Source organism: Brevundimonas abyssalis TAR-001 (assembly GCF_000466985.1).
Lineage (GTDB): Bacteria > Pseudomonadota > Alphaproteobacteria > Caulobacterales > Caulobacteraceae > Brevundimonas > Brevundimonas abyssalis.
On the sequence record NZ_BATC01000007.1, the window covers coordinates 51,892 to 73,668 of the forward strand.

The window sequence follows — 21,777 nt, forward strand, 5'->3', positions numbered from 1 at the left end:
ACGCGACAGGCGCTCAAGCGCCCGCCGTCACCGCTTCGGCTTCGACGGTCCGCCGGTGCGGATGCGGCCCGAGCGGGACACCTGACGGGCCCCGCCCCGCGCGCGCTTGCCGGGGATGGACGCGGCCTTGGCCTTTGAGGCCGCGCGCTGCTTGGCCTTGAGCACCGTGGGCCTCGGCGGGGCGGCCTTCTTGGCCGGCGCATTGCCGGGCAGGCCCCTGGCGGACTCCTTCGCCTCCTCGGCCTTCTGGGCCTTGGTCACGCGGCGCGGCGCGGTCTTGGCGTCGCCCTTGGGCCGGCTCGGTCCGCCTGAGCCGTCCACGAACGGATTGGCGCCCGACTTGGCGGTCAGCCGCATGGGCGTGCCGGGCAGGTCGAAGCTCTCGCGCAGGCTGTTGATCAGATAGCGCTTGTACTGCTCCGGCATCTGCGACGCCCGGTTCGCGAACATGACGAAGGTGGGCGGGCGCGCCTTGGTCTGGGCGATGTATTTGGGCTTGATGCGGCGGCCGTCCACGGCGGGCGGCGGGTGGCGCTGCACGGCCAGGGCCAGCCAGTCGTTCAGATCCCGCGTCTTGACCTTCACCGACCAGGTGTCGTGGGCCTTCAGGATGGCGGGCATCAGCCGCTCCACCCCGCGCCCGTTGTGCGCCGACAGGGCCACGAAGGGCGCGCCCTTCAGCTGGGGCAGCATGCGGTCGGCGGTTTCCTTCAGCGACGCCATGCGGGACTGGGGCTCTTCCTCCAGATCCCATTTGGAGATCACATAGATCAGCGCCCGACCCTCGCGCTCGACCAGGTCGGCCAGCTGCAGGTCCTGGGTGTCGAAGGCGTTCTCCCGGTCCATGACCAGCACCACCACCTCGGCGAAGGTGATGGCGCGGATGGTGTCGGCCACCGACAGCTTCTCCAGCTTCTCCTGCACCCGCGCCTTGCGCCGCATGCCTGCGGTGTCCACCAGGCGGATATTACGGCCCTCGTAGGTCCAGTCCACCGAGATGGAGTCGCGGGTGATCCCCGCCTCCGGTCCCGTCAGCAGACGATCCTCGCCCAGCAGGCGGTTGATCAGGGTGGACTTGCCGGCATTGGGTCGGCCGATGATGGCCACGCGGATGGGCTTTTCGGCCTCTTCCTGCTCGGCCACCTCGATATCGCGGCTGGCCTTGACGATCGCGGCGTACAGATCGGCCATGCCCTCGCCGTGCTCGGCGGAGATGGCCACGGGCTCGCCGAAGCCCAGCCCATGGGCCTCGCCCACGCCGCCGCCGCTCTCGCGGCTTTCGGACTTGTTGGCCAGAAGCACGACCGGCGTCTCGTGACGCCTCAGATGGTCGGCGAAGATGCGGTCGAGCGCGGTGACCCCCTCGCGGGCGTCCATCATGAACAGGATCAGCTCGGCGTCATCCAGCGCCGCCTCGGTCTGTTCGCGCATGCGCGATTCCAGACTGTCGTCGGTGACGTCCTCATAGCCCGCCGTGTCGATCAGGGTCAGATCGATGTCGCCGATGTTGCCGTCCGCATAGCGACGGTCGCGCGTCACCCCCGGCCGGTCATCGACCAGGGCGAGCCGCTTTCCCACCAGCCTGTTGAACAGGGTGGACTTGCCCACATTGGGGCGACCGACGATAGCGACCTTGAGGGCCATGAGAACGTTATAGGCCCTTTTCAGGTCAGCGGATGCTGACCAGCTGACCGTTGTCGGTCACGACATAGAGAGCGCCGTTGTAGGCGATGGGGGCGATATAGGCCGGCGCGCCCAGGTTCAGACTGGCGACCTCCTGGCCCGTCTTGTGGTCATAGGCCACGGCCTGGCCGTCGGAGTTGACCAGGATCAGACGGTTGGACGCCAGGATCGGTCCGCTCCACACCGGACGAACCGTGCGCTTGCCCACGCCGAAGAACAGACCGCCCTCGGTGCGCGTGCGGCCCTCGTTGATGTCGCGGATCCAGTAGACCTGGCCGTCCTGGCGGTTGATGACGGTCAGTTCGCCGGCCTTGGAGACCGCATAGACCACATCGCCCGCCACCCAGGGCGCGTTGACGCCGGTCAGGGGCAGTTGCCAGGCGGGCTGGCCGGTGCGCACGTCCATGGCGCTGATCAGGCCGGAGTGGCTGACCGCATAGACCACGCCGCGGCTGATGGCCGGACGTCCGGCGATGTCGCGGATCTCCGACAGGGCGTTGGTGCGGCTGGTGCGCGACAGGACCTGGGTCCACAGTTCCTGGCCGTTGGCGGCGCGAAGGGCCACCACCTCGCCGGAGGAGAACGGCGCGATGACCGTGTCGCCCGTCACCGCCGGGCTCGAGGCCCGCATCAGGCGCGCGGGCTCGGAAATGGCCTGATAGGACCACGTCATGGCGCCCGTCGCCGCGTCCATGGCCACGACCTGATTGTCCACGTCCACGGCGAAGACGCGGCCGCCCGACACGGTCGGAGCGCCGTGAATGGGCGCGTCGAACTGGGTGGTCCACTCGACGGCGCCCGTGCGGGCGTTCAGGCCCGCCGCCAGGCGGTAGCCCGAGGTCACGAAGACCCGATCGCCGGAGACGGCCACGCCGCCGCCGAACGCCCGGTCACGCCCCTCGGGACGAAGATTGGTCTGCCACAGGATCTGGCCGGTGTTCGCATCGACGGCGCTGACCCGGGCCTCGCCGTCCATGACATAGATGCGGCCGTCCGCGGCCACGGGCGTCGCCGTCACCTGGGTCGTCCGCGACGCACCCTGACCGATGTCGCGACGCCAGGCGACGGTGAACTCCGGCGCGGCGATCACATGCTCCAGCGACTGCTCGACATTGCCCCCGGGGACGGGCCAGGCGTTGATGGCCTGGGGTCCCGGCACGAAAAAATCACGCCCGGACAGGGCGGTGCTGGGCGAGAGCCTCTGCTCGAACTCGAGGATCGACACGCGCTCGCCCGCCGAAGCGACCGATGAGGGGGCGTCGTCGCCGCCGAACGGCCAGAGGCGCTGTGCGGTCGAGCAGGAGGCCACCGTCACGGCCAGGCCGCAGACCAGGGCGATCTTCAGGGGTTGGGACATGGAGCGCATGCTGGATTTCGATCCTGGATTACGGCTGAACGGCCGGTTGTTCGGGAGCGCCCTGGGCCTGACCTTGGGCCTGGGCCTGCGCTTGAACCTGACCGACATCGGGCTGGGGCATTTCCGCCTGGGCCCGGACGATTTCCGCCAGGGAGGCGGCGACGCCCGAATCGATGGCGTCCTGGACCAGCTGGGCGCGCTGACGCACCACGTCCGGCACATCCTGGCCGAGCGCCAGAAGGGCGAACACCGGGCGCGCCTCGGCGACCTGACCGTGCTGGATGCGGGCCAGCCCCTGGGCCTCACGGGCATAGGCGCTGAACGGACGATTCTCTTCGGCGATGGGGGCCAGACGCTCCTCGATCTCTTCCAGGGGCGCGCTGTCCATCAGCAGGTAGACGGCCTTGAGGCGCGCCAGGTCCGAGATCAGCGGCTGGCCAGAGGCGCCGGCGGCTTCATCGAACAGGGCCACGGCCTCGTCGGTCTCGCCGTTGCCGAGCGCGATGCCCGCCCGCTGCTGCAGGGCCAGGGCCTTGTAGCCGCCCGATCCCGTATCGACCGCCTCGATGAAGGCGGCGTCGGCGGCGGCGGCGTCGCCCTCGCTCAGGGCCTGCATGCCGCGGTCATAATGCGTGGCCGCGGTTTCCGCGCGGCCGGTCTGCCAGGACTGCCAGCCCCACCAGGCCAGGGCGGCGACCAGCGCCAGCACCAGAGCCCCGGCCACCCACGGACCCCAGGTCCGGACCAGGCGGCGGTATCGTTCGGAGCGGAGCTCCTCCTCGACCTCTTCGAAGACATCGACCACTTAAAGACAGGCTCCCCGGGACACGCTGGCTGTGCGGTCCGCGTGAAAGCGCGGCCGCTGACAATTTCGGCGCGACCCTAAAGGCTTGGCGCGCCGCCCGCAACGCGGACGAACCGGGTTCAGACCGGCTTTTTGGAGAAGTAGGTCTCGACTTGGGCGGGAAAACGGCGCGCCCTGACATCTTCGGCGTAGCTTTTCGCCGCGCGGGTGATTTCACCGCGCAGATCGGCGTAGCGGCGCACGAACTTCGGCGACCAGTCGAACATGCCCAGCATGTCGTTGACCACCAGGATCTGGCCGTCGCAGGCGGCGGAGGCGCCGATGCCGATGGTGGGCTTGTCGATGGCCAGGGTGATCTCGGCGGCAAGCCCCTCGGCCACGCCTTCAATGACCACGGCGAAGGCCCCGGCGTCGGCGGTGGCCTCGGCCTCGCTCATGACCCGGAGGCGCTCGTCCTCGGTCTTGCCCTTGGCCTTGAAGCCGCCCTCGTTCAGCACGGCCTGCGGCCGCAGGCCCACGTGGCCCATGACCGGAATGCCCCGCTGGACCAGATATTCGATGGTCTGGGGCACGGTGGGGCCGCTTTCCAGCTTCACCCCCTGGGCGCCCGTCTCCTTCATCACGCGGGCGCAGTTCTGATAGGCGAGCTCCTTGCCGCCCTCATAGCTGCCGAAGGGCATGTCGATGACCACCATGGCCTGACGAGCGCCCCGCATCACCGCCTGGCCGTGCAGGATCATCATGTCCAGCGTCACGCCGACCGTATTGGGCAGGCCGTGCACCACCATGCCCACGCTGTCGCCCACCAGCAGCAGGTCGCAGTGAGAATCCAGCAGCTCGGCCGTCGGCGCGTCATAGGCGGTCAGGCAGACGATCGGCTCCCCGCCCTTGCGCGCAAGGATGTCGGGGGCGTGCAGCCGCTTGACCGGCTCCTGCTTTTGAGAAGACATCAGACCTCGTTCGCCAGCTTCATGCCCGCCATGACCGCCGCCGCGATCAGCAGCGCCGCCATGGCCCAGAACATCTGCATACCCCCTAGGGCGGCGAAATCGAAATTGACACCCAGATCATTCAGCCCGCTCTGGGCTGCCTGGGCCTGGGCGGTCAGGGCGCCGACGCCGGCGCCATCAATCCGGGGTTTTCGGGCAGCGAGGCGGCGGCGGCCGAAAACCCCGTGGTCGTCGGCTCGCTGCCGGCGTTGAAGCTCAGATTGGACCCGAGCGTCTCCCGCACGGCCACCACCCCGCCGATCAGACCCGCCGCGCCGATGACCACCGTGCGCATGCGCGACCCGGACGCCAGGCGCTTCTCCACGCCCCGCGCGAAGTCGGCGGAGTCGGACATCGGCGGCGTCTCGCGGAACAGCCGCTCGATGAAAGGGTCGAATTCGTCAGGCGCGGACATCAGCCGCCCTCCCGAGGTTGTCCGGTTCCGGCGAAAGCCGGGCGCGGAGTTTATCCAGACCACGTTTGACATGTGATTTCACGGTCCCAAGTGGCGTATTCAAGGCGGCGGCGATCTCGGGGTGCGAGAGACCGGCGCCGTGACACAGTGAGACACACAGTCTCTCGATGTCGGTGAGGCCTTTCAGCGCCTCGTCCAGGTCCATGCGACTGGCCTGATCGGCGTGGATCGGCTCTTCCGCAGGCGCTTCGGTTTCAGAGACATAGCGCGCCTCCTTCGCCTTGCGCTTGAGATAGAGCCGCGCCGCGATCCGCTTGACCCAGGCTCCGAAGGCGCCCTCGCCCCGGAACTCGGCGCATTTCTCGAACGCCTGGATGAAGGCGTCCTGCGCGACGTCGTCGGCGGTGGCCGGATCGGCGCCCATGCGGCGCAGCAGCGCCCGGACCGCCGAGCCGTGCCTGCGCACCAGCTCGCCGAACTCCCGACGTCCGCCGGCCGCCGCCAGTGCGGCCAGCTCCACGTCGTGAAGGTCGATTGGATTGGACATGGCGTTCCCCTGTCTTCAGACGCCGGTTCAGCCCTTGTTCTTGTTGAAGAAGCTCAGGATGATGAACGCCAGGCCGATGAAGCCGGGGATCGCGCAGAGCCCGCCCATGACATAGAAGATCTCGCTGTCGCCGTCGGCGTAGCTGAGGCCCCAGCCAGCGGCCGCGATGCCGACGGCCACCGCCAGCCAGATCACCCCCACCCGCAGGTCGCGCGCCGCCGACGGCACGGTCTTGGCCGCGTCCTGGCTGAGGGCGTCGATGACCTCGGGCGGCAGCGCCTGTCCCTTTTCGATGGCGGTCCGCAGCGTCTGTTGCATTTCACGCCGGTCGCGGCTCTTCAGCCAGGCGGGGATGGCGATGATGGCGACGACCATGAGGAAAGGCGCCAGGGGGATGAGTATCTCGAAACCTTGCATGGCTTGGTCCTTCTTGAAGCGGGAGCGACCTCTCGCCGCGCCCTTCTGATCACAGGAGGCGGCAGCCGAAGCGAACGGATGCGCGAACCGACGTGAAATCTTCGTAAGGTGACGGGGTCATCAGGCGTCCCTCCCCGGAACCTTGACCGTCGTTCATATCCCGATCCGGCCGTGTTGAGGATTTTTTCGCGCCCGCCTTTCCACACGGGTTAGTCTCAACGTCACCCCCAACCGAGGCGGCGGCGCGATTTCAGACAATTCAGACTATTCAGACCCTGTTTTTTCGCCCCGGAGTCTGAAAACAGGCTCATCCGGATCGCACGCCGCCCCGCCACGCTCGTCCCTGCCTGCTTTCGGATCGATCATGCCCAACCGTCGCCGCCTCCTGGTCCTCGCCGCCGCCCTGCCCCTCGCCGCCTGCGTCTCGGTCCCTGCCGCCGACAGCACCGCCGAATTGACGGTGGTCACCTTCAACATCTGGCACGACATGGGCGACTGGCCGGAGCGGCGGCCCCTTGTCATCGCGGCCCTGCGCGACGTGGACGCCGACGTCATCGCGCTGCAGGAGGTCCTGCAGGACGCCGATCTGCCCAATCAGGCCGAGGACATCGCCCGGGCTCTTGGCGGCTATTCGGTCCACTTCGTCTCGGTCGATCCGCCGGGACAGGCGCGCCGCTACGGCAACGCCGTCCTCACTCGCCTGCCCGTGCTGGAGACCGGTGAACGACGGCTGCGCCCGCTCGAGGACTCGCGCACCCTGGCCACCGTGCGGGTCTCGGTGAACGGCCGGCCGGTCCGGATCGCGGCCACCCACCTGCACCACACCCCTGAGGGCGGCGCCCTGCGGGACAGCCAGGTCACCGACGTGCTGGCGGCGATCGGGCCGCAGAACGAGGCCCCCATCATCCTTCTGGGTGACTTCAATGCTCCCGCAGAAGCACCTGAATTCAAAAGCATCCGCGATGGATTTACTGACGCCCTGCAAAGCGCCGACCCGGCCGCCGCCGCCCGCTCCACCCTGGTCACGGACCACGGCCACCGGTCCAAGCGCATCGACCACATCTTCGTTCAGCGTGGACGGTTCGACATCCTGTCCGCGCGCCTGGCCGCCGACCAGCCCGTGGCCGGTGTCTGGCCCTCCGACCATGTGGCGGTCGTCGCGCGCCTGCGCGTGCGCTAGCGGGCCAGCCGCCGCGCGCCCATCAGGCTGACCGCCAGCAGGATCGCCGTCCCGCCGAGTATCGCGGCGGGAAGGACCAGGCTGTCCGCCAGGTCCGCCACGGACGGGCCCAGCACCGGCTGGAGCGCCCAGGCCAGCAGCCCGGCCACCCCCGCCCAGGGCGCCGCCGCCCCGACCCGCGCCCAGGCCCGGCGGCGGGCCACGCGCTGCATGACCTCGGCTGAGAACACGGGGTCGCGGGCAGGCGGCGCCTGGTCCGCGAACAGGGCGGCCAGTTTCTGTTCCGGGGTCAACTCAGCCATCCGATCCTCCGAGCGCCTGAAGCAGTTTCGCGCGCCCACGCCCCACATGGGACTTCACCGTGCCCAGGGGCAAGCCCAGGGCCGTCGCCGCCTCGCCGTGCGACCAGCCCTCGGCCAGGCACAGGGCGACGCAGGCGCGTTCGTCCGGGGCCAGGGCGGTCATGGCGGTCTCCATGGCCATGCGATCCTCCGGGGCCACGCCCGGCGGCGGCGCGCTCGCCTCCAGCCACGCCGCATCTCGCGCCTCGGCCCGGCGCCGGCCCCGCATCCGGTCCCGCGCCTTGCGCCAGGCGATGCCGCACAGCCACGGACGAACCCCGGCCGCGTCGTTCAGCGACCGCAGCGACGTCCAGGCGGTGAGGAACACCTCCTGCGCCACATCGTCCGCCTCGGCCCGGTCGCCGTTCAGAACACGCCTCAGAAAGCCGCGCACCACGCCCTGATGCCTGGCCACGAGACGCGCGAAGGCGGCGTCCGACCCCGCGCGGGCCGCCGCCACCAACTCGGTGTCGTTGTCGAACGCCATCTCGCCCCCGCGCCGTGACCGCGACCGTCAGGAGCCGCCTCGCCGCGTGGTCAGGGCCGAGATCAGGGCCCAGACCGCCACCGCCGCCATGGTCAGGGCGACGATCGTGAAAGGGAAACGGACTCCCATGTCGGCGCCGAACACCTGGGGCATGTAGGCCGCGATGCCGAAGCCCGCACCGATCACGCCGAACAGACCGACCAGTGACCAGTAGTTCGTGGGATTGGCCGAACCATACGAGGCGCTGCCCCACATCTCCGCGTCGGAATCGATGGGCTTGTCCAGCACCTTCATCAGTTCGGGCGGCACTTCCTTGCCGCTGTCGGCATAGCGGCGAACGATATCCAGGGTCGCGCGCTGACGCCGGTAGTTGAGCCAGCTGGACCAGCCCGAATAGGCGAACCAGCCCAGGGGAAACAGCAGCCACCAGTAGCTGCGGAACAGGTCTTCCATCTCTCATCCCTCCGATTGCGCGGCGATCATCGCCCGCTTTCCCCCCGTAGTCGCCGCCGATATGCTGGATGGATGCACGAACCGATGATTATTCCGAGAGGCGCCCGTGAACCCCGCTGAACGCCGCCGCCTGATGTATCGCGGCTTCGGCCTGTTCGCCGTCATCCTGGGCCTGTCGGGCGCCACCAATGCGTCGGTGATGCTGGTCTCTGGCGCGCCGCTGGTCGATGAGGCGCAATTGCTGGTCCCTGCCCTGCTCCTGGTGGGTCTGGGCGGATGGCTGTGGTGGAAGTCCCGGGCCTGAGCCCGGCGCTCAAGCCGTGGCGAACGCCGCTTCATAGATCTCGGGCTTGAAGCCCACGATGCGGCGGTCGCCCAGGTCCAGCACCGGGCGCTTGATCATGGACGGCTGGGCCAGCATCAGGGCGATGGCCCGGTCCTGATCCAGATCCGCCCGGTCCGCCTCCGGCAACTTGCGGAAGGTGGTCCCGGCGCGGTTCAGCACCGTCTCCCACCCATGCTCGTCGCACCACCGTTCCAGCGACGCGCGGTCGATCCCGACCTTCTTGTAGTCGTGGAAGACGTAGTCCACGCCCCGGCCCTCAAGCCAGGTGCGCGCCTTCTTGACCGTGTCGCAGTTGGGAATGCCGTAGAGGGTCGGGGTCATCTGGGCTCCTGAGGAAAGACTCGCCCCGAACGACTAAGGGGTCCGGCCACCGCGTGGCCAGACCCCCCGGTCTCAATTCCCGATGATCGCGTGGATCAGAAGTCCACGTTCACCGACAGCCACAGGCGCCGCGGCTCCTGATTGTTGGCGTACAGATTCGTGTAGCTGATCGCCCCGGTGCCGGTGTTGCTGACATAGGACCCGTAGCTGACGAAGTCCTCGTCCAGCAGGTTGTAGATCGTGGCGTTGACCGACACGCTGTCCGTCACCCGGTACGAACCGCCCAGGTGGAACACCTCATAGGCCCGGTAGTCGCCCCAGGTGGCCTTGGCCGTGCTGGTGGCGCTGTCCTCGCTGCGATAGCGGTCGCTGCGGTACTCGCCCCGCAGCCACAGGTTCAGGCGGTCCGTGGCGCGCCAGCGCAGGGCCGCGTTCACCATGTGCTCCGGCGTATTGTAGAGGGGCAGGCCCGCGCCCTCACCGCTCTTCTGCTCGCTGTCGGTGTAGGTGTAGTTGCCGTTCAGCGACCAGGCGTCGGCGATGTTCCAGCGGAACGACGCCTCCACGCCCCGGGTCACGGCCTCGTCCACATTGATCGACTGGCCATAGGTCTCCACCGCCGGCCAGTAGCCGTAGTCCGAGCAATCCGGGAAGGCGGTGACGCCGGCGTTGTAGTCCGCCTCGCTCAGCCCGAACGAGCAGTTCAGCAGGCCCGGACCGCTGGCGATCTTGTCGTCAAAGCTGTTGTGGAAGATCACCACATTGGCGCGGAAATTGTCGCGATTGTCGTAGAACACCCCGAACTCGCTCGAGGTCGAGGTTTCAGGCTGCAGCGACGGCGTGCCGATGGTGGGACGGGTGCCCTGGCCGGTGAAACCGGTGATTCCCTCGGCGATCTGATCCAGCCGCGGCGTCTTGAAGCCCTGGCTGACCCCGCCCTTGAGGGTCCAGTTGTCGGTGGCGTTCCACACCACATAGGCGCGCGGGCTGACCTGGTCGCCGAAGGTGGAGTGGTCGTCGTAGCGAACCCCCAGCGTCAGGGCCAGGTTGTCGGCGAACCGCCACTCGTCCTCGGCGAACAGGGCCCATTGCTCGTGGGTGTAGGGCGCGGGCGCCACGCCGTCGACCATCTCGGCGTCCCAGAACTGACCGCCCACGGTCGTGGTGTGGTTGCGCCAGCGGGTGAACAGCTTGGTGTCGAAGAGGGTGTTGGTCGCTTCAAGCACACGCGGGTCGCCCGCCTCGCGGTCCGTGCCCGGCACGTCGTCCGGCAGGATCCGGCCGAGGGTCTCGCGGGTGCTGCGCGACAGGGTGCTCTGGAGCTCGCCGAACGGCAGCCGCCAGTCGTGGGCCAGCACGAATTCCTCCTGGTTGAACCGCTGCTCCGGGCCGTAGCCGCGCGTGCCCAGGGTGCCCAGCTGGGCGTTGCTGTTGTCGTACCACTGACGCTGGATGTCGGCGTCGAGATAGAGCTCATGGTCCGGATGGGGCGTGACGTTCAGCCGGGCGCCCAGCGACCAGATCTCGTTCTCCACCGGGCTCGGCCCGCGCTCGCTGACGATGGCCGTGCCGCCGTCGTCCAGTTCATAGGTCAGGCTGGACGCCTCACGTGTCGAATAGCGACCGCGCAGGGCCAGGCCGAGCAGGTCCGTGACGACCGGCCCCTGGGCGTAGAAATTGGCGCCGTAGATATTGCCGAACTGGCTGTCGCTCTGGAACGTGCCGTCTGCGGCGAACGAGCCCGCCCATTCGCCGCCCGTGCGGCGGGTGATGATGTTGACCACGCCGCCCATGGCGTCCGAGCCATACAGGGTCGACACCGGTCCCCGCACCACCTCGATGCGCTCGATGGCCGACATGGGCGGGATGAAGCTGGACGAGGTCTCGCCGAATCCGTTGGGCGTCACATTGCCGGCCGCGTTCTGGCGACGACCGTCCACCAGCACCAGGGTGTAGTCGCTGGGCATGCCGCGGATGGAGATGTTCAGCCCGCCGGTCTTGCCGGCGGCGGCGCCCACATCGACGCCCTCCACATTCGCCAGGGCCTCGGCCAGACTCTGGTAGCGGGTTTCCTGCAGCTGCGCGCGTGACAGCACGCTGATCGAGGCCGGAGCCTGCTCCACCCGTTGCTCGAAGCCCGAGGCGGTCACCACCACCGCATCCACCTCGGTCACCGGCGCGTCCGACGCCTCGTCCGCCAGCGCCAGACCGGGCGCCGAGACGACGGCGGCCGCCGTCATCAGAAGGGTTCGAGACGAGAAACGGCGGTTGAACATGGTGGAGCGCCCCTGGGAGTGAGTTGAGAACGGCTCTCATAAACAGGTGCGAACGAGACGCAACAAAATTGATAACGATTATCATATGAACTTTTGCAACAGCGTTCCGCATTGCAAAAAAACCGCTCTTGCAAATCGTTATCACTTCATGCCAATGCCGGAGACCCTGTTCCCGCTTCGGATTCCCCGCCTTCATGTCGACCTCTGCCACAGCCGCGCGGCCCGCCGCCGCCCTGAACGCCCGACGGTCGTTCTGGCTGAAGCAGCTGCACCAGTGGCACTGGATCAGCGCGGGCCTCAGCCTGGTGGGCATGATCCTCTTCGCGGTCACGGGGATCACCCTGAACCATGCGGCCCAGATCCCCGCCGAGCCCGTGACGGTGGAACAGACCGCCGTCCTGCCCGCGCCCATGCTGTCGCGACTGGAAGCCTTGGGCGCGGAGACCACCGATCCCCTGCCCGGCGCCGTGGCGCGCTGGCTCGACGGGGAACTGGGCGTGTCGACGGCGGGCAAGCCCACCGAGACCATCGATGTGGAGGTCTATGTGGCCCTGCCCGCGCCGGGCGGCGACAGCTGGCTGACCATCGACCGGGCCACCGGCGACGTGCTGCACGAACAGACCACCAATGGCTGGATCGCCTACCTCAACGACCTGCACAAGGGCCGCAACACCGGCGTGGTCTGGGCCTGGTTCATCGACATCTTCGCGGGCGCTGCGTGGTGTTCTGCCTCACGGGCCTGGCCCTGCTGTGGCTGCACGCGCGCGGCCGCCCGTCCACCTGGCCTCTGGTGGGCCTGGGGCTTCTGATCCCGCTCATCATCGCCCTGATCTTCATTCACTGACGAGTTTGCCCATGCGCGTCCTTCCCCTCGCCCTCGCCGCCGCCGGCGCCGCCGCCTCACCGGCCATGGCCGCCGACCTGAACGTGTCGGTGGAGATCCCGCGCATCGCCACGGCCTCGTACCACCGGCCCTATGTGGCGGTGTGGATCGAGCGGGCGGACCGCACCTCCGTCGGCACCCTGGCGGTCTGGTACGACACCGCCCTGCCTGCGGGCGAAGGCAAGGACTGGCTCAAGGACATGCGCACCTGGTGGCGCCGCGAGGGCCGCGCCATGACCCTGCCCGCCGACGGCGTGTCCAGCGCCACCCGCGCGCCGGGCCGCCACAGCCTGACCTTCAGTGGCTCCCGCGGCGCGCTGCGCAACCTGCCCGCCGGCCAGTACACCCTGGTGGTCGAGGCCGCCCGCGAACTGGGCGGCCGCGAGGAGGTGCGCGTGCCCTTCCGCTGGGGCGCCGCCTCGCCCGCCGCCACCCAGCGCGGCTCGTCCGAACTGGGCGCCGTCACTGTCTCCGTCACCCGATAAGCTGTTCAGGATCACCGCCATGAAGAAGACCGTCTTCGCCCTCGCCGCCCTGGCCGTCGTGGCCGCCCCGCTGGCCGCCCAGGCCCACCGCGCCTGGATGGCGCCGTCGTCCACCGTGCTGTCCGGCTCGGACGGCTGGATTTCCGTGGACGCGGGCATGTCCAACGGCGTGTTCATCCCCGACCACGCGGCCATGCGGCTGGACGGCCTGATCATCACCGCCCCGGACGGTTCGGTGGTCTCGGCCGAGAACGAGCACCGCGCCCGCTACCGCTCCACCTTCGACGTGCACCTGACCCAGCCCGGCACGTACAAGATCGCCAATGTCTCGTCGGGCTTCTTCGCCAGCTACACCCTGGACGGCGAGCGCCAGCGCTGGCGCGGCGCGGCCTCGGACTTCCCCGCCGCCCTGCCCGAGGGCGCCACCGAGATCGAGGGCACGGAGAACGCCAACCGCATCGAGACCTTCGCCACCCTCGGCGCCCCGACCCGGACGGTCTTCGAGCCCACCGGTGACGGCCTTGAGCTGGCGCCCGTCACCCATCCCAACGACCTGATCGTGGGCGAGCCCGGTGAATTCCGCCTGCTGAACGACGGCGTCCCGGCCGCCGGCGTGGAGGTCACTGTGGCCCGCGGCGGCTCGCGCTATCGCGACAACCCCGGCGACATGACGGTCACCACCGACGCCGACGGCCTGTTCCGCATCGAATGGACCGAGGCCGGTCTGTACTGGATCAACGCGTCGGTCCGCACCCCGGCGGGCGAGGGCCGCGCGCACGCCCGCAACGTGCAGTACACCGCCACCTTCGAAGTCCTGCCCTGAGGTGACGGCCAACCGCGTGCTGATCCCCGGGCTGGAGCGGATTCCGGCGCGGCCGTCCGGCGCGGTGCTGGTGCTGACCGGCGAAGCCTGGGCACATCCTGGACCGTGCGTGCGGTCGGCGACCCCGCCGACGGCCCGCGCCTGACCGCCGCTGTCCGCGAGGAGATCGCCCGCGTGGATGAGCAGATGAGCCACTGGCGTCCCGACAGCGCCCTCTCGCGCTTCAACGCCGCCGACACGGGCGAGGCCCACGCCCTGCCCCACACCTTCGCCGGGGTGCTGGCCTACGCCCTGTCGCTGGCGCAGGAGACGGACGGCGCCTTTGATCCGACACTGGGCGCGCTGGTGGACCTGTGGGGCTTCGGCCCGCCGGGACCGCGCGCGGATATCCCTGCCGACGCGAAGATCGAAACCGCCCGCGCCGGCGGCGGCTGGCGGCGTCTCGAGCACGGCCCCGACGGCCGCTGGGTCCAGCCCGGCGGGCTGCGGCTGGACCTGTCCGGCGTGGCCAAGGGGTTCGCCGTGGACGCCGTCTCCGAGCGCCTGACCGCCGAGGACGCATCCCATCATCTGGTGGAGATCGGCGGCGAACTGCGCGGCCACGGGATCAAGCCCGACGGTCGACCGTGGTGGGTCGAGCTGGAGCAGCCGCCGGGTCTGGACGCCCCCCGTATGCTGGCCGCCCTGCACGGGCTTTCGGTGGCCACCTCCGGCGATCAGGTGCGGGTGTTCGAGCACGACGGCCGCGCCTTCTCCCACACCCTGGACGGCCGCACCGGACGCCCGGTCGACAACGGCGTGGCCTCGGTCACAGTGCTGCACGCCTCAGCCATGCAGGCCGACGCCCTGGCCAGCGCCCTCACCGTCATGGGGCCCGCCGTGGGCATGGCCTATGCCGAACGCGAGAGCCTCGCCGTGCGCATGATCCTGCGCGGACCGGACGGCCTGGAGGAGCATTTCAGCCCCGCCTTCGCCGCCATGCTGGATGACGACGCATGACCGCCGATCCCATCCGTTGGGCGTGGGCGGCCGCAGCGGTCGTTCTGTGGCTGGCCCTGATCGGGCTGATCGCCCTGCGCCGCGCGCGCAGGACCGTGGACACAGCCCCGACCGCCCCCGACGCCACCCTCGTGGTCTTCGCCAGCCAGACCGGGTTCGCCGAGGAGCTGGTCCGCATGACCGCCGCCGCGCTCAACGCAGGCGGCGTCCCGACCGCCCTGATCAGTCTGGGCGAACTGACCATCGAGCGCCTCGCCGCCGCCCCCCGCGCCCTGTTCCTGGTCTCCACCACCGGCGAGGGCGACGCTCCAGATTCCGCCGTCGCCTTCCTGCGCCGGATGAACCGGCTCGATCTTTCCGGCCTGTCCTTCGGCGTCCTCGCCCTGGGCGACCGCAGCTACAGCCACTTCTGCGCCTTCGGCCGGGCCCTGGACGACTGGCTGAGGACCAACGGCGCCCGCCCCCTCTTCGACCGGGTCGAGGTGGACAACGGCGAGGCCGGCGCGATCCGCCACTGGCAGCATCAGCTGAGCCGGATCACCGGCCTGACCGACGCGCCGGACTGGGCCCCGCCCGCCTACACGCCGTGGCGCCTTATGGAGCGTGAGCGGCTGAACAGCCCGGACAGCCCCGGCGAGGGCCTGTGGCGCATCGCCCTGGAGCCCGTCGGCGAGATGCCGGACTGGCGCGCGGGCGACATCGCGGAGATCGGCGTGCCCTCCGCCCCCGGTCAGCCGCCCCACGCCCACCGCGAATACTCCGTCGCCTCCCTGCCCGCCGATGGTCGGCTGGAGCTGATCGTGCGGCTGATGCGCGGCCCGGACGGAACGCCGGGTCTGGCGTCCGGCTGGCTGACCGACACCTGCGCCATCGGCGCGCCGGTTGACCTGCGCATCCGGTCCAACAGCGCCTTCCACGGTCCCGAGGGCGACCCGCCCATGATCCTGATCGGCGCGGGCAGCGGGCTGGCGGGCCTGCGCGCGCACCTCAGGGAACGGCAGGCGGCCGGGTGCGGCGCCAACTGGCTGATCCTGGGCGAGCGCCACCCCGACCACGACCGCATCCTGCACGGCGAACTGGAGGGCTGGTGCGACGACGGCGCGCTCGCGCGACTGGACTGCGTCTTCTCGCGCGGCGACGGCGGCCGGTACGTTCAGAATCATCTGCGCGATCACGCCGATCTGGTGCGCGACTGGATCGCCCGGGGCGCCGTCATCCACGTCTGCGGCGCCGTGGCCATGGGGGCCGGAGTCCACGAAGCGCTGGGCCAAATTCTGGGCGTGGAGACCCTGGATGATCTGACCGCCCGGGGCCGCTATCGGCGCGACGTCTATTAAGTCGGAAAGCTCGCGGACTGACGCTGCGCGAGCCGCTTTTTGGTTGGCCCGGAAGACTTTGCCGTGTTCAAATACTGTTACACTCCCCGAACCATTCAAAGGTGTTCCATGTCCCGCGAAGCCGTCATCGTCTCCACCGCCCGCACCCCCATCGGCCGGGCCTATCGCGGCGCCTTCAACGACACCCAGCCGCAGCAGCTGGGCGCCCACGCGGTGCGCCATGCGGTCGAGCGCGCGGGCGTCGATCCGGCCGAAATCCAGGACGTGATCATGGGCGCGGCCCTGCAGCAGGGCCCCACCTCGCCCAACATCGCCCGTCAGGTGGCGCTGGCCGCCGGCCTGCCCGCCAGCGTCGCCGGCATGAGCCTCGACCGCCAGTGCGCCTCGGGCCTCATGGCCCTCGCCACGGCGGCCAAGCAGGTCATGATCGACGGCCAGCAGGTGGCCGTGGGCGGCGGGCTGGAAAGCATCTCGCTGGTCCAGAACCAGCACATGAACCTCTACCGCATGAAGGACGAGGCGCTGCTGAAGCTGTCGCCCCACATCTACATGTCCATGCTGGAGACCGCCGAGGTGGTGGCCGAGCGCTACGGCATCTCCCGCGAGGCCCAGGACGAATACGCCCTGCAGTCGCAGCAGCGCACCGCCGCGGCCCAGGCGGCGGGCCATCTGGACGCCGAGGTGGTCCCCATGACCACCACCATGCAGGTGCAGGACAAGGCCACCGGCCAGGTGTCCGCCAAGGAAGTCACCCTGTCGAAGGACGAAGGCAACCGCCCCGAAACCACGCTGGAAGGTCTGTCCTCGCTCAAGCCCGTCTTCGGCGGCGGCGAGAAGATCGAACAGGGCCGCTTCATCACGGCGGGCAATGCGTCCCAGCTGTCGGACGGCGCCTCGGCCTCGGTGATCATGGAGGCGAAGGACGCTGAGCGGCGCGGCCTGACGCCGCTGGGCGCCTATCGCGGCATGGCCGTGGCGGGCTGCGAGCCCGACGAGATGGGCATCGGCCCCGTCTTCGCCGTGCCCAAACTGCTGAAGCAGCACGGCCTGACCGTGGACGACATCGGCATCTGGGAGCTGAACGAGGCCTTTGCCGTGCAGGTCCTGTACTGCCGCGACACGCTGGGCATTCCCAATGACCGGCTGAACGTGTCGGGCGGCGCCATCTCCATCGGCCACCCCTACGGCATGTCCGGCGCCCGCATGACCGGCCATGTGCTGATCGAGGGCAAGCGGCGCGGCGCAAAGTACGGCGTCGTCACCATGTGCGTCGGAGGCGGCATGGGAGCCGCCGGACTGTTCGAAATCTACTAGGAAGGCGGGGCGCTGGTCGGGTCAGACCCCGGCCAGCGCCTGATAGATCAGCGGCCGCAGGGCGTCGCGCGGGGGCGCGGCGCCGGCGGGCATGACCTGGGTCATCATCGTCACCGATAGCCCGAGGCCCGGCGTAGCCAGAACCCGGTGCCCGCCGCCCCGCCCCAGGCGTATTCGCCGGTCGAGCCGGGACCGGAACCGTCGTCCAGCCGGGTCACCCCGCCCAGCGCCTGCCCCATCCGGCCGTCAAGCCGCCCGCCGTAGAACTGGCGCAGCCGCGGCTCGACATGGTCCTGCGGGCCCCAGGGCGTCATCATCAGGCGCGCGGAGTCCGCGCTCATCACCCGCGCCCCGTCCACGGCCCCGCCGTTCGCCAGCATGTCGGCGAACCGGCCGTAATCCGACAGGGTCGAGACCAGCGCCCCGCTGCCGGAATCCGCCAGCGGCCGGCGCAGAGGGGTCCGCTCAGCGCCGGACCGGACGCGGTTCAATCCCCCTTCGCCCGCCGTATAGAGCCCCGCCAGCCGGTCGGCCCTGTCCTCCGGCACGAAGAAGCCGGTGTCGGCCATGCCGAGCGGGTCGAAGATGCGGCGCTTGAGAAAATCCCCCAGCCGCTCGCCGCTGATCCGTTCGATCACCAGCCCGGCGATGTCCAGCCCATAGCCGTACAGCCAGTCCGCCCCCGGCTGATGCTCCAGCGGCAGCTGGCCCAGCCGCCGCGCGAACCCGGCCAGTCCGCCGATCTCCGGATCGTACATCCAGGCGGCGGCGGTCAGGCCCGCCTGGCGATACAGCGGCGCCACGCGCGCGTCGCCCCAGCTGTTGGCCAGGCCGCAGGTGTGGGTCAGCAGATGGCCCACGGTCATGACGCGGGCCGGAATGCGCGCGTCGCCCTCGCCCAGAACCTGAAGATCGGCGAACTCGGGCACGATCCCGGCCACCGGCGTGTCCAGTGTCAGCGCGCCGTCCTCGATCAGCAGAACCGCGCCCGCCGCCGCCACCGGCTTGGTCATGGAATAGATGCGATAGAGGGACTCCGGCCCGATGGTCTCGACGCCCGAGATGTGCGCCTCCGCCAGCACGCGCCCCCGCTGCGCCACCCGCAGGGAGGCGAACGGCAGTTCGCCCTGCTCCACGAAACCGCGCAGGCGGGCCACCACCGGATCCAGCGCGTCCGACGACCGGACCGGACCGGCGGCCAGCCCGGCGAAGGCGGCCCCGGAGATCATCAGCGTGCGACGGTCGATCATGGCGGCCTCCTGTTCCTGCCGGGCGTCAGGTCGTGGACGCGGCCACGACGCTCTGCACCTCACGCTCGGCCTGGGTGAAGCCGTAGTTGGGGATCAGGGCGTCGGTCTGGTCCGACACCGCGTCCCACGCCGCGATCAGGCGCTCGCCGGCATCGTCGCCGCCGCCGATGTAGCGGCCCTGGCTGAGCGTGATGGCGGCCGTGGCGAAGTGCCCGGCGCCGGCGCAGATCACCGTGCGCGTCGGCGCGTCGTCCACCACCAGCGGCAGCAGGGCCGGGCTGACCAGCGCCGGATCCAGCGCCTTCAGCGCCGCCTCGGGCAGGATGTCCGCCGTCATCTGGGTCGCCGCCGTGGGCGCCAGGCAGTTGACGCGGATGCCGTATTTCTCGCCCTCGATGGCCAAGGTCTGCATGAAGCCCACCAGCGCCATCTTGGCGGCGCCGTAGTTGGCCTGGCCGAAATTGCCGTACAGGCCCGACGACGAGGTGGTCATGACGATGCGGCCGAACTGCTGCTGGCGCATCTGCTCCCACACCGCCTTGGTGCAGATGGCCGCGCCCATCAGGTGCACGTCCACCACCAGACGGAAGTCGGCCATGTCCATCTTGGCGAAGCTCTTGTCGCGGAGGATCCCGGCGTTGTTGATCAGGATGTCGATGCGGCCCCAAGCCTCCACGGTCTGATTGACCATGGCGCTGACGGCCGCCTCGTCGGTGACCGAGGCGGCCACGGCCAGGGCTTCGCCGCCCGCCGCACGGATTTCCTCGGCCACGGCGTCCGCCGCGTCCTGGGACAGGTCATTGACCACGACCCTGGCGCCCTTGCGCGCCAGATACAGCGCATGTTCGCGGCCCAGTCCCCCGCCCGAACCCGTAATGATCGCCACACGCCCTTGAAGCGCCATGTCCAATTCTCCTGTCATCGGTTTGATTTTTATGCGGGCGCGCTCAGTCGGCCGCGCTCTTCTTGCTCTTGCAGATCGACATGAAGCCCGCGGCCATGAAGCCGGCCATGCGGTCCTTCACCGCCTCGAAGTCGTCCGAGTTGCATCGCCCGCCGGACAGCCGGTCGATCCGGCCCGTGCGGGCCAGGGTCAGCATCAGCGCGCCGGTGACGAAGTGATAGCCCCAGAAGATGTCCTCCTCGGCGCAGTCCGGCAGGGCCTTCTTGAGGATGTCCACCAGCCGCAGCACCAGCGGATCGAAATGCAGGTCGAACAGCTCGGCGCCATAGGTGGTGTTGGACACCTGCGCGCCCAGGGCGCCGTAGTTCTTCCAGTTCTCGCCGCCCTGGCTGTACAGGTCCAGGTCGGTGTCCAGGAACGCCCGCAGCGCGCCCTCAACCGTGGGCTTGCCCCCGCAGGCGGCCTCGTACGCATCCAGCGCCTTCATGCGCAGGCCGCTGGTCACGCCCGCGCGCCGTCCGATGACGGCGTCGAACAGGGTCTTCTTGTCGGTGAAATAGTAGTTCAGCAGGGTGTGGTGGACGCCGACCTTCTGGGCCACATCCTTCAGCGTCACCCCGTAAAGGCCGTGCACCGAAAACAGGTACTCCGCCGCGTCGAGGATCTGCTCCATCTTGTCGGCGCGCTGTTGCTCCTTGATGGGGCGCTTGCGCGGCTTGGGCGCCGGACGCGCGACCGCCTCGCGAGGCTTGGCCTCGGCGACAGCCGCAGCTTTGGTCTTCGTCTTCGGCTCAGCCGCCATAGTCTACTCGCAAACGCATCTTGTCGATCTTGCCCGTGGGGGCCAGCGGCATCTGGTCCAGCCGGATGACCGCATCGGGAATCCACCACGGGGCGACCCTCTCGCGCAACGGCGCAAGCAGGGCTTCGTCGCTTATGGTGTCAGATTCCCGCGTCTGAACCAGAAGAATGGGCCGTTCCCCCCATTTGGGATCGGAGCGGGCGATCACGGCGGCCAGGGACACCTCGGGATGTTCGCTGACCACGGCCTCGATCTCCGCCGGATTGATCCATTCGCCGCCGGACTTGATCAGGTCCTTTGCCCGGCCGGTGATGATCAGGTCGCCGTCGGGGCTGATGCGGGCCAGATCGCCCGTGGCGAACCAGCCGTCAGGGTCGGTGGCGCTCTCCTTCTCGCCGAAATAACGCTGGATCACCGCGGCGCCGCGCACCTTCAGATGGCCTTCCACGCCCCGTTGCTCCGGCAGCGCCCGCCCCTCCGCGTCGGTCAGCAGCAGGTCGACGCCGATGGCGGTGCGGCCGGACTTGTGGGCCGCGCGGTTCGCATCGGTCGGCCGGGCCACCGTGCCGGACGGGGACAGCTCGGTCATGCCCCAGCTGGTCTGGACCGTGACGCCCAGCCCACGCTCGATTCGCTCCATCAGCGCCGGCGCCAGGGGCGCCCCACCCACCACGATCCGCTTCAGCGACGGGGTCTGGCCGCCGGTCGCCTCCAGATGCTCCAGCAGCGCCAGCCACACCGTGGCCACGCCCACGCCCACGGTGGCGTCTTCCGCATTGATCAGGGCGGCCAGGCTCGCGCCGTCCAGATAGCGGCCGGGCAGGATCAGGCGCGCGCCCACCGCCGGGGCCGCGAACGGCAGGCCCCAGGCGTTGGCGTGGAACATGGGCACGGCCATCAGGATGCCGTCGTCGGCTGTGAACGCCATCACATCCGCCTGCAGCACCCGCAGCGTATGCAGGAAGCTGGACCGGTGGGTGTAGGTCACCCCCTTGGGCGCCCCGGTGGTGCCCGAGGTGAAACACAGGCCGCTCGGCGCGGTCTCGTCGAACGCCCCCCAGACCACCTCGCCCTCGGCCGTCCCGATCATCGGCTCCAGCAGGTCGCCCGGCTCGTCGCGCGCGTCCCCCGCGTCGATCACCAGCACGCGCTCGATCAGCGGCGCGCGGGCGGCGATGCGGCGGGCCAGCGGGGCCAGGTCCGCCCCCGCGATCAGGATGCGCGCCTGCGACTGGGTCGCCATGTCGGCCAGCTGCGCCTCGGTCAGGCGCGGGTTCAGCGTATGACACACCGCCCCCATGCCCATGACCGCATACCAGACCTCCACATGGGCCTGGGTGTTCCAGGCCAGGGTCGCCACCCG

The 21,777-nt window shown here is 69.6% G+C and carries 25 protein-coding genes and 1 pseudogene; 10 read left to right on the top strand and 16 right to left on the bottom strand.

From position 1 onward, the window contains the following. Window positions 1-27: 27 nt before the first annotated feature. From der to MBEBAB_RS03455, 7 genes are all read right to left on the bottom strand, one after another. A complete protein-coding gene (der, locus tag MBEBAB_RS03425; protein WP_021696538.1) occupies window positions 28-1,644 on the bottom strand; it encodes a ribosome biogenesis GTPase Der in 1,617 nt (538 codons plus the stop codon). 25 nt (window positions 1,645-1,669) lie between these two features. After that, window positions 1,670-3,040, bottom strand: a complete 1,371-nt coding sequence (locus MBEBAB_RS03430) for a PQQ-like beta-propeller repeat protein (RefSeq protein ID WP_045318773.1) — start codon at window positions 3,038-3,040, stop codon at window positions 1,670-1,672. A 28-nt stretch (window positions 3,041-3,068) separates the two neighbouring features. Further along, a complete protein-coding gene (locus tag MBEBAB_RS03435) occupies window positions 3,069-3,845 on the bottom strand; it encodes a tetratricopeptide repeat protein (protein ID WP_021696540.1) in 777 nt (258 codons plus the stop codon). A gap of 119 nt (window positions 3,846-3,964) precedes the next feature. Then, window positions 3,965-4,795 carry a 3-methyl-2-oxobutanoate hydroxymethyltransferase gene (gene panB, locus MBEBAB_RS03440; RefSeq protein ID WP_021696541.1) on the bottom strand — a complete coding sequence of 277 codons (831 nt, stop codon included), beginning with the start codon at window positions 4,793-4,795 and terminating at the stop codon, window positions 3,965-3,967. 154 nt (window positions 4,796-4,949) lie between these two features. After that, a complete protein-coding gene (locus MBEBAB_RS03445) occupies window positions 4,950-5,249 on the bottom strand; it encodes a hypothetical protein (protein WP_021696542.1) in 300 nt (99 codons plus the stop codon). Then, complete coding sequence (locus MBEBAB_RS03450; RefSeq protein ID WP_021696543.1) at window positions 5,236-5,796, bottom strand: RNA polymerase sigma factor; 561 nt, start codon at window positions 5,794-5,796, stop codon at window positions 5,236-5,238. The genes MBEBAB_RS03445 and MBEBAB_RS03450 overlap by 14 nt, the downstream gene beginning before the upstream one ends. A gap of 27 nt (window positions 5,797-5,823) precedes the next feature. After that, complete coding sequence (locus MBEBAB_RS03455; RefSeq protein ID WP_045318764.1) at window positions 5,824-6,213, bottom strand: DUF6249 domain-containing protein; 390 nt, start codon at window positions 6,211-6,213, stop codon at window positions 5,824-5,826. Between the two features lie 364 nt (window positions 6,214-6,577). Here MBEBAB_RS03455 and MBEBAB_RS03460 point away from each other — a divergent pair, with 364 nt between their 5' ends. Continuing rightward, window positions 6,578-7,393, top strand: coding sequence for an endonuclease/exonuclease/phosphatase family protein (locus MBEBAB_RS03460; RefSeq protein ID WP_021696545.1), 816 nt, complete (start codon window positions 6,578-6,580; stop codon window positions 7,391-7,393). Here MBEBAB_RS03460 and MBEBAB_RS03465 read toward each other — a convergent pair. The 3 genes from MBEBAB_RS03465 to MBEBAB_RS03475 are packed head-to-tail and all read right to left on the bottom strand — an operon-like array spanning window position 7,390 to window position 8,674. Next, window positions 7,390-7,695 carry a hypothetical protein gene (locus MBEBAB_RS03465; RefSeq protein ID WP_021696546.1) on the bottom strand — a complete coding sequence of 102 codons (306 nt, stop codon included), beginning with the start codon at window positions 7,693-7,695 and terminating at the stop codon, window positions 7,390-7,392. The genes MBEBAB_RS03460 and MBEBAB_RS03465 overlap by 4 nt on opposite strands. Beyond that, window positions 7,688-8,221 (bottom strand): RNA polymerase sigma factor, encoded by a 534-nt coding sequence (locus tag MBEBAB_RS03470; RefSeq protein ID WP_021696547.1) that lies wholly within the window; start codon window positions 8,219-8,221, stop codon window positions 7,688-7,690. Before MBEBAB_RS03470 ends, MBEBAB_RS03465 begins: the two co-directional genes overlap by 8 nt. A 27-nt stretch (window positions 8,222-8,248) precedes the next feature. Further along, window positions 8,249-8,674 (bottom strand): hypothetical protein, encoded by a 426-nt coding sequence (locus tag MBEBAB_RS03475; RefSeq protein ID WP_021696548.1) that lies wholly within the window; start codon window positions 8,672-8,674, stop codon window positions 8,249-8,251. Between the two features lie 106 nt (window positions 8,675-8,780). Between MBEBAB_RS03475 and MBEBAB_RS03480 the strand changes: the two genes are divergently transcribed. Then, the gene (locus MBEBAB_RS03480; protein WP_021696549.1) at window positions 8,781-8,978 is read left to right on the top strand and encodes a hypothetical protein; all 198 of its coding nucleotides are present in this window, start codon (window positions 8,781-8,783) and stop codon (window positions 8,976-8,978) included. 9 nt (window positions 8,979-8,987) lie between these two features. On the opposite strand, the gene MBEBAB_RS03485 is transcribed toward MBEBAB_RS03480, so the two are convergent. Together MBEBAB_RS03485 and MBEBAB_RS03490 are read right to left on the bottom strand one after the other, a co-directional pair. Further along, entirely contained in the window at window positions 8,988-9,341 is a 354-nt protein-coding gene (locus tag MBEBAB_RS03485; protein ID WP_021696550.1) for an ArsC family reductase, read from the bottom strand. 95 nt (window positions 9,342-9,436) lie between these two features. Next, entirely contained in the window at window positions 9,437-11,617 is a 2,181-nt protein-coding gene (locus MBEBAB_RS03490) for a TonB-dependent receptor domain-containing protein (RefSeq protein ID WP_021696551.1), read from the bottom strand. A gap of 311 nt (window positions 11,618-11,928) precedes the next feature. Between MBEBAB_RS03490 and MBEBAB_RS18240 the strand changes: the two are divergent. The 8 genes and pseudogenes from MBEBAB_RS18240 to MBEBAB_RS03520 form a co-directional block, all read left to right on the top strand. After that, window positions 11,929-12,267, top strand: a pseudogene (locus MBEBAB_RS18240) (PepSY-associated TM helix domain-containing protein); the annotation flags it as partial. Between the two features lie 71 nt (window positions 12,268-12,338). Then, entirely contained in the window at window positions 12,339-12,461 is a 123-nt protein-coding gene (locus MBEBAB_RS18245; RefSeq protein WP_306301982.1) for a PepSY-associated TM helix domain-containing protein, read from the top strand. 11 nt (window positions 12,462-12,472) lie between these two features. Further along, window positions 12,473-12,985, top strand: a complete 513-nt coding sequence (locus MBEBAB_RS03500; protein WP_021696553.1) for a DUF2271 domain-containing protein — start codon at window positions 12,473-12,475, stop codon at window positions 12,983-12,985. Window positions 12,986-13,004: 19 nt separating this feature from the next. Beyond that, window positions 13,005-13,808 carry a DUF4198 domain-containing protein gene (locus MBEBAB_RS03505; protein ID WP_021696554.1) on the top strand — a complete coding sequence of 268 codons (804 nt, stop codon included), beginning with the start codon at window positions 13,005-13,007 and terminating at the stop codon, window positions 13,806-13,808. Between the two features lies 1 nt (window position 13,809). Then, a complete protein-coding gene (locus MBEBAB_RS16785; RefSeq protein WP_021696555.1) occupies window positions 13,810-13,953 on the top strand; it encodes a hypothetical protein in 144 nt (47 codons plus the stop codon). Next, entirely contained in the window at window positions 13,914-14,807 is an 894-nt protein-coding gene (locus MBEBAB_RS03510) for an FAD:protein FMN transferase (protein ID WP_021696556.1), read from the top strand. The genes MBEBAB_RS16785 and MBEBAB_RS03510 overlap by 40 nt, the downstream gene beginning before the upstream one ends. Continuing rightward, window positions 14,804-16,144 carry a sulfite reductase subunit alpha gene (locus MBEBAB_RS03515; RefSeq protein ID WP_021696557.1) on the top strand — a complete coding sequence of 447 codons (1,341 nt, stop codon included), beginning with the start codon at window positions 14,804-14,806 and terminating at the stop codon, window positions 16,142-16,144. Before MBEBAB_RS03510 ends, MBEBAB_RS03515 begins: the two co-directional genes overlap by 4 nt. 108 nt (window positions 16,145-16,252) lie before the next feature. Beyond that, window positions 16,253-17,458, top strand: a complete 1,206-nt coding sequence (locus MBEBAB_RS03520; protein WP_045318765.1) for an acetyl-CoA C-acyltransferase — start codon at window positions 16,253-16,255, stop codon at window positions 17,456-17,458. Window positions 17,459-17,568: 110 nt separating this feature from the next. Here the strand turns inward: MBEBAB_RS03520 and MBEBAB_RS03525 are convergent, their stop codons facing one another. From MBEBAB_RS03525 to MBEBAB_RS03540, 4 genes are all read right to left on the bottom strand, one after another. Continuing rightward, complete coding sequence (locus MBEBAB_RS03525) at window positions 17,569-18,708, bottom strand: serine hydrolase domain-containing protein (RefSeq protein WP_021696559.1); 1,140 nt, start codon at window positions 18,706-18,708, stop codon at window positions 17,569-17,571. A 25-nt stretch (window positions 18,709-18,733) separates the two neighbouring features. Continuing rightward, on the bottom strand, window positions 18,734-19,612 hold the full coding sequence (locus tag MBEBAB_RS03530; protein WP_021696560.1) for an SDR family NAD(P)-dependent oxidoreductase: 879 nt from the start codon (window positions 19,610-19,612) through the stop codon (window positions 18,734-18,736). A 43-nt stretch (window positions 19,613-19,655) separates the two neighbouring features. Next, window positions 19,656-20,285, bottom strand: a complete 630-nt coding sequence (locus MBEBAB_RS03535; RefSeq protein WP_045318777.1) for a TetR/AcrR family transcriptional regulator — start codon at window positions 20,283-20,285, stop codon at window positions 19,656-19,658. A 118-nt stretch (window positions 20,286-20,403) separates the two neighbouring features. Continuing rightward, window positions 20,404-21,774 (bottom strand): AMP-binding protein, encoded by a 1,371-nt coding sequence (locus tag MBEBAB_RS03540; RefSeq protein ID WP_242397051.1) that lies wholly within the window; start codon window positions 21,772-21,774, stop codon window positions 20,404-20,406. Window positions 21,775-21,777 lie beyond the last annotated feature (3 nt).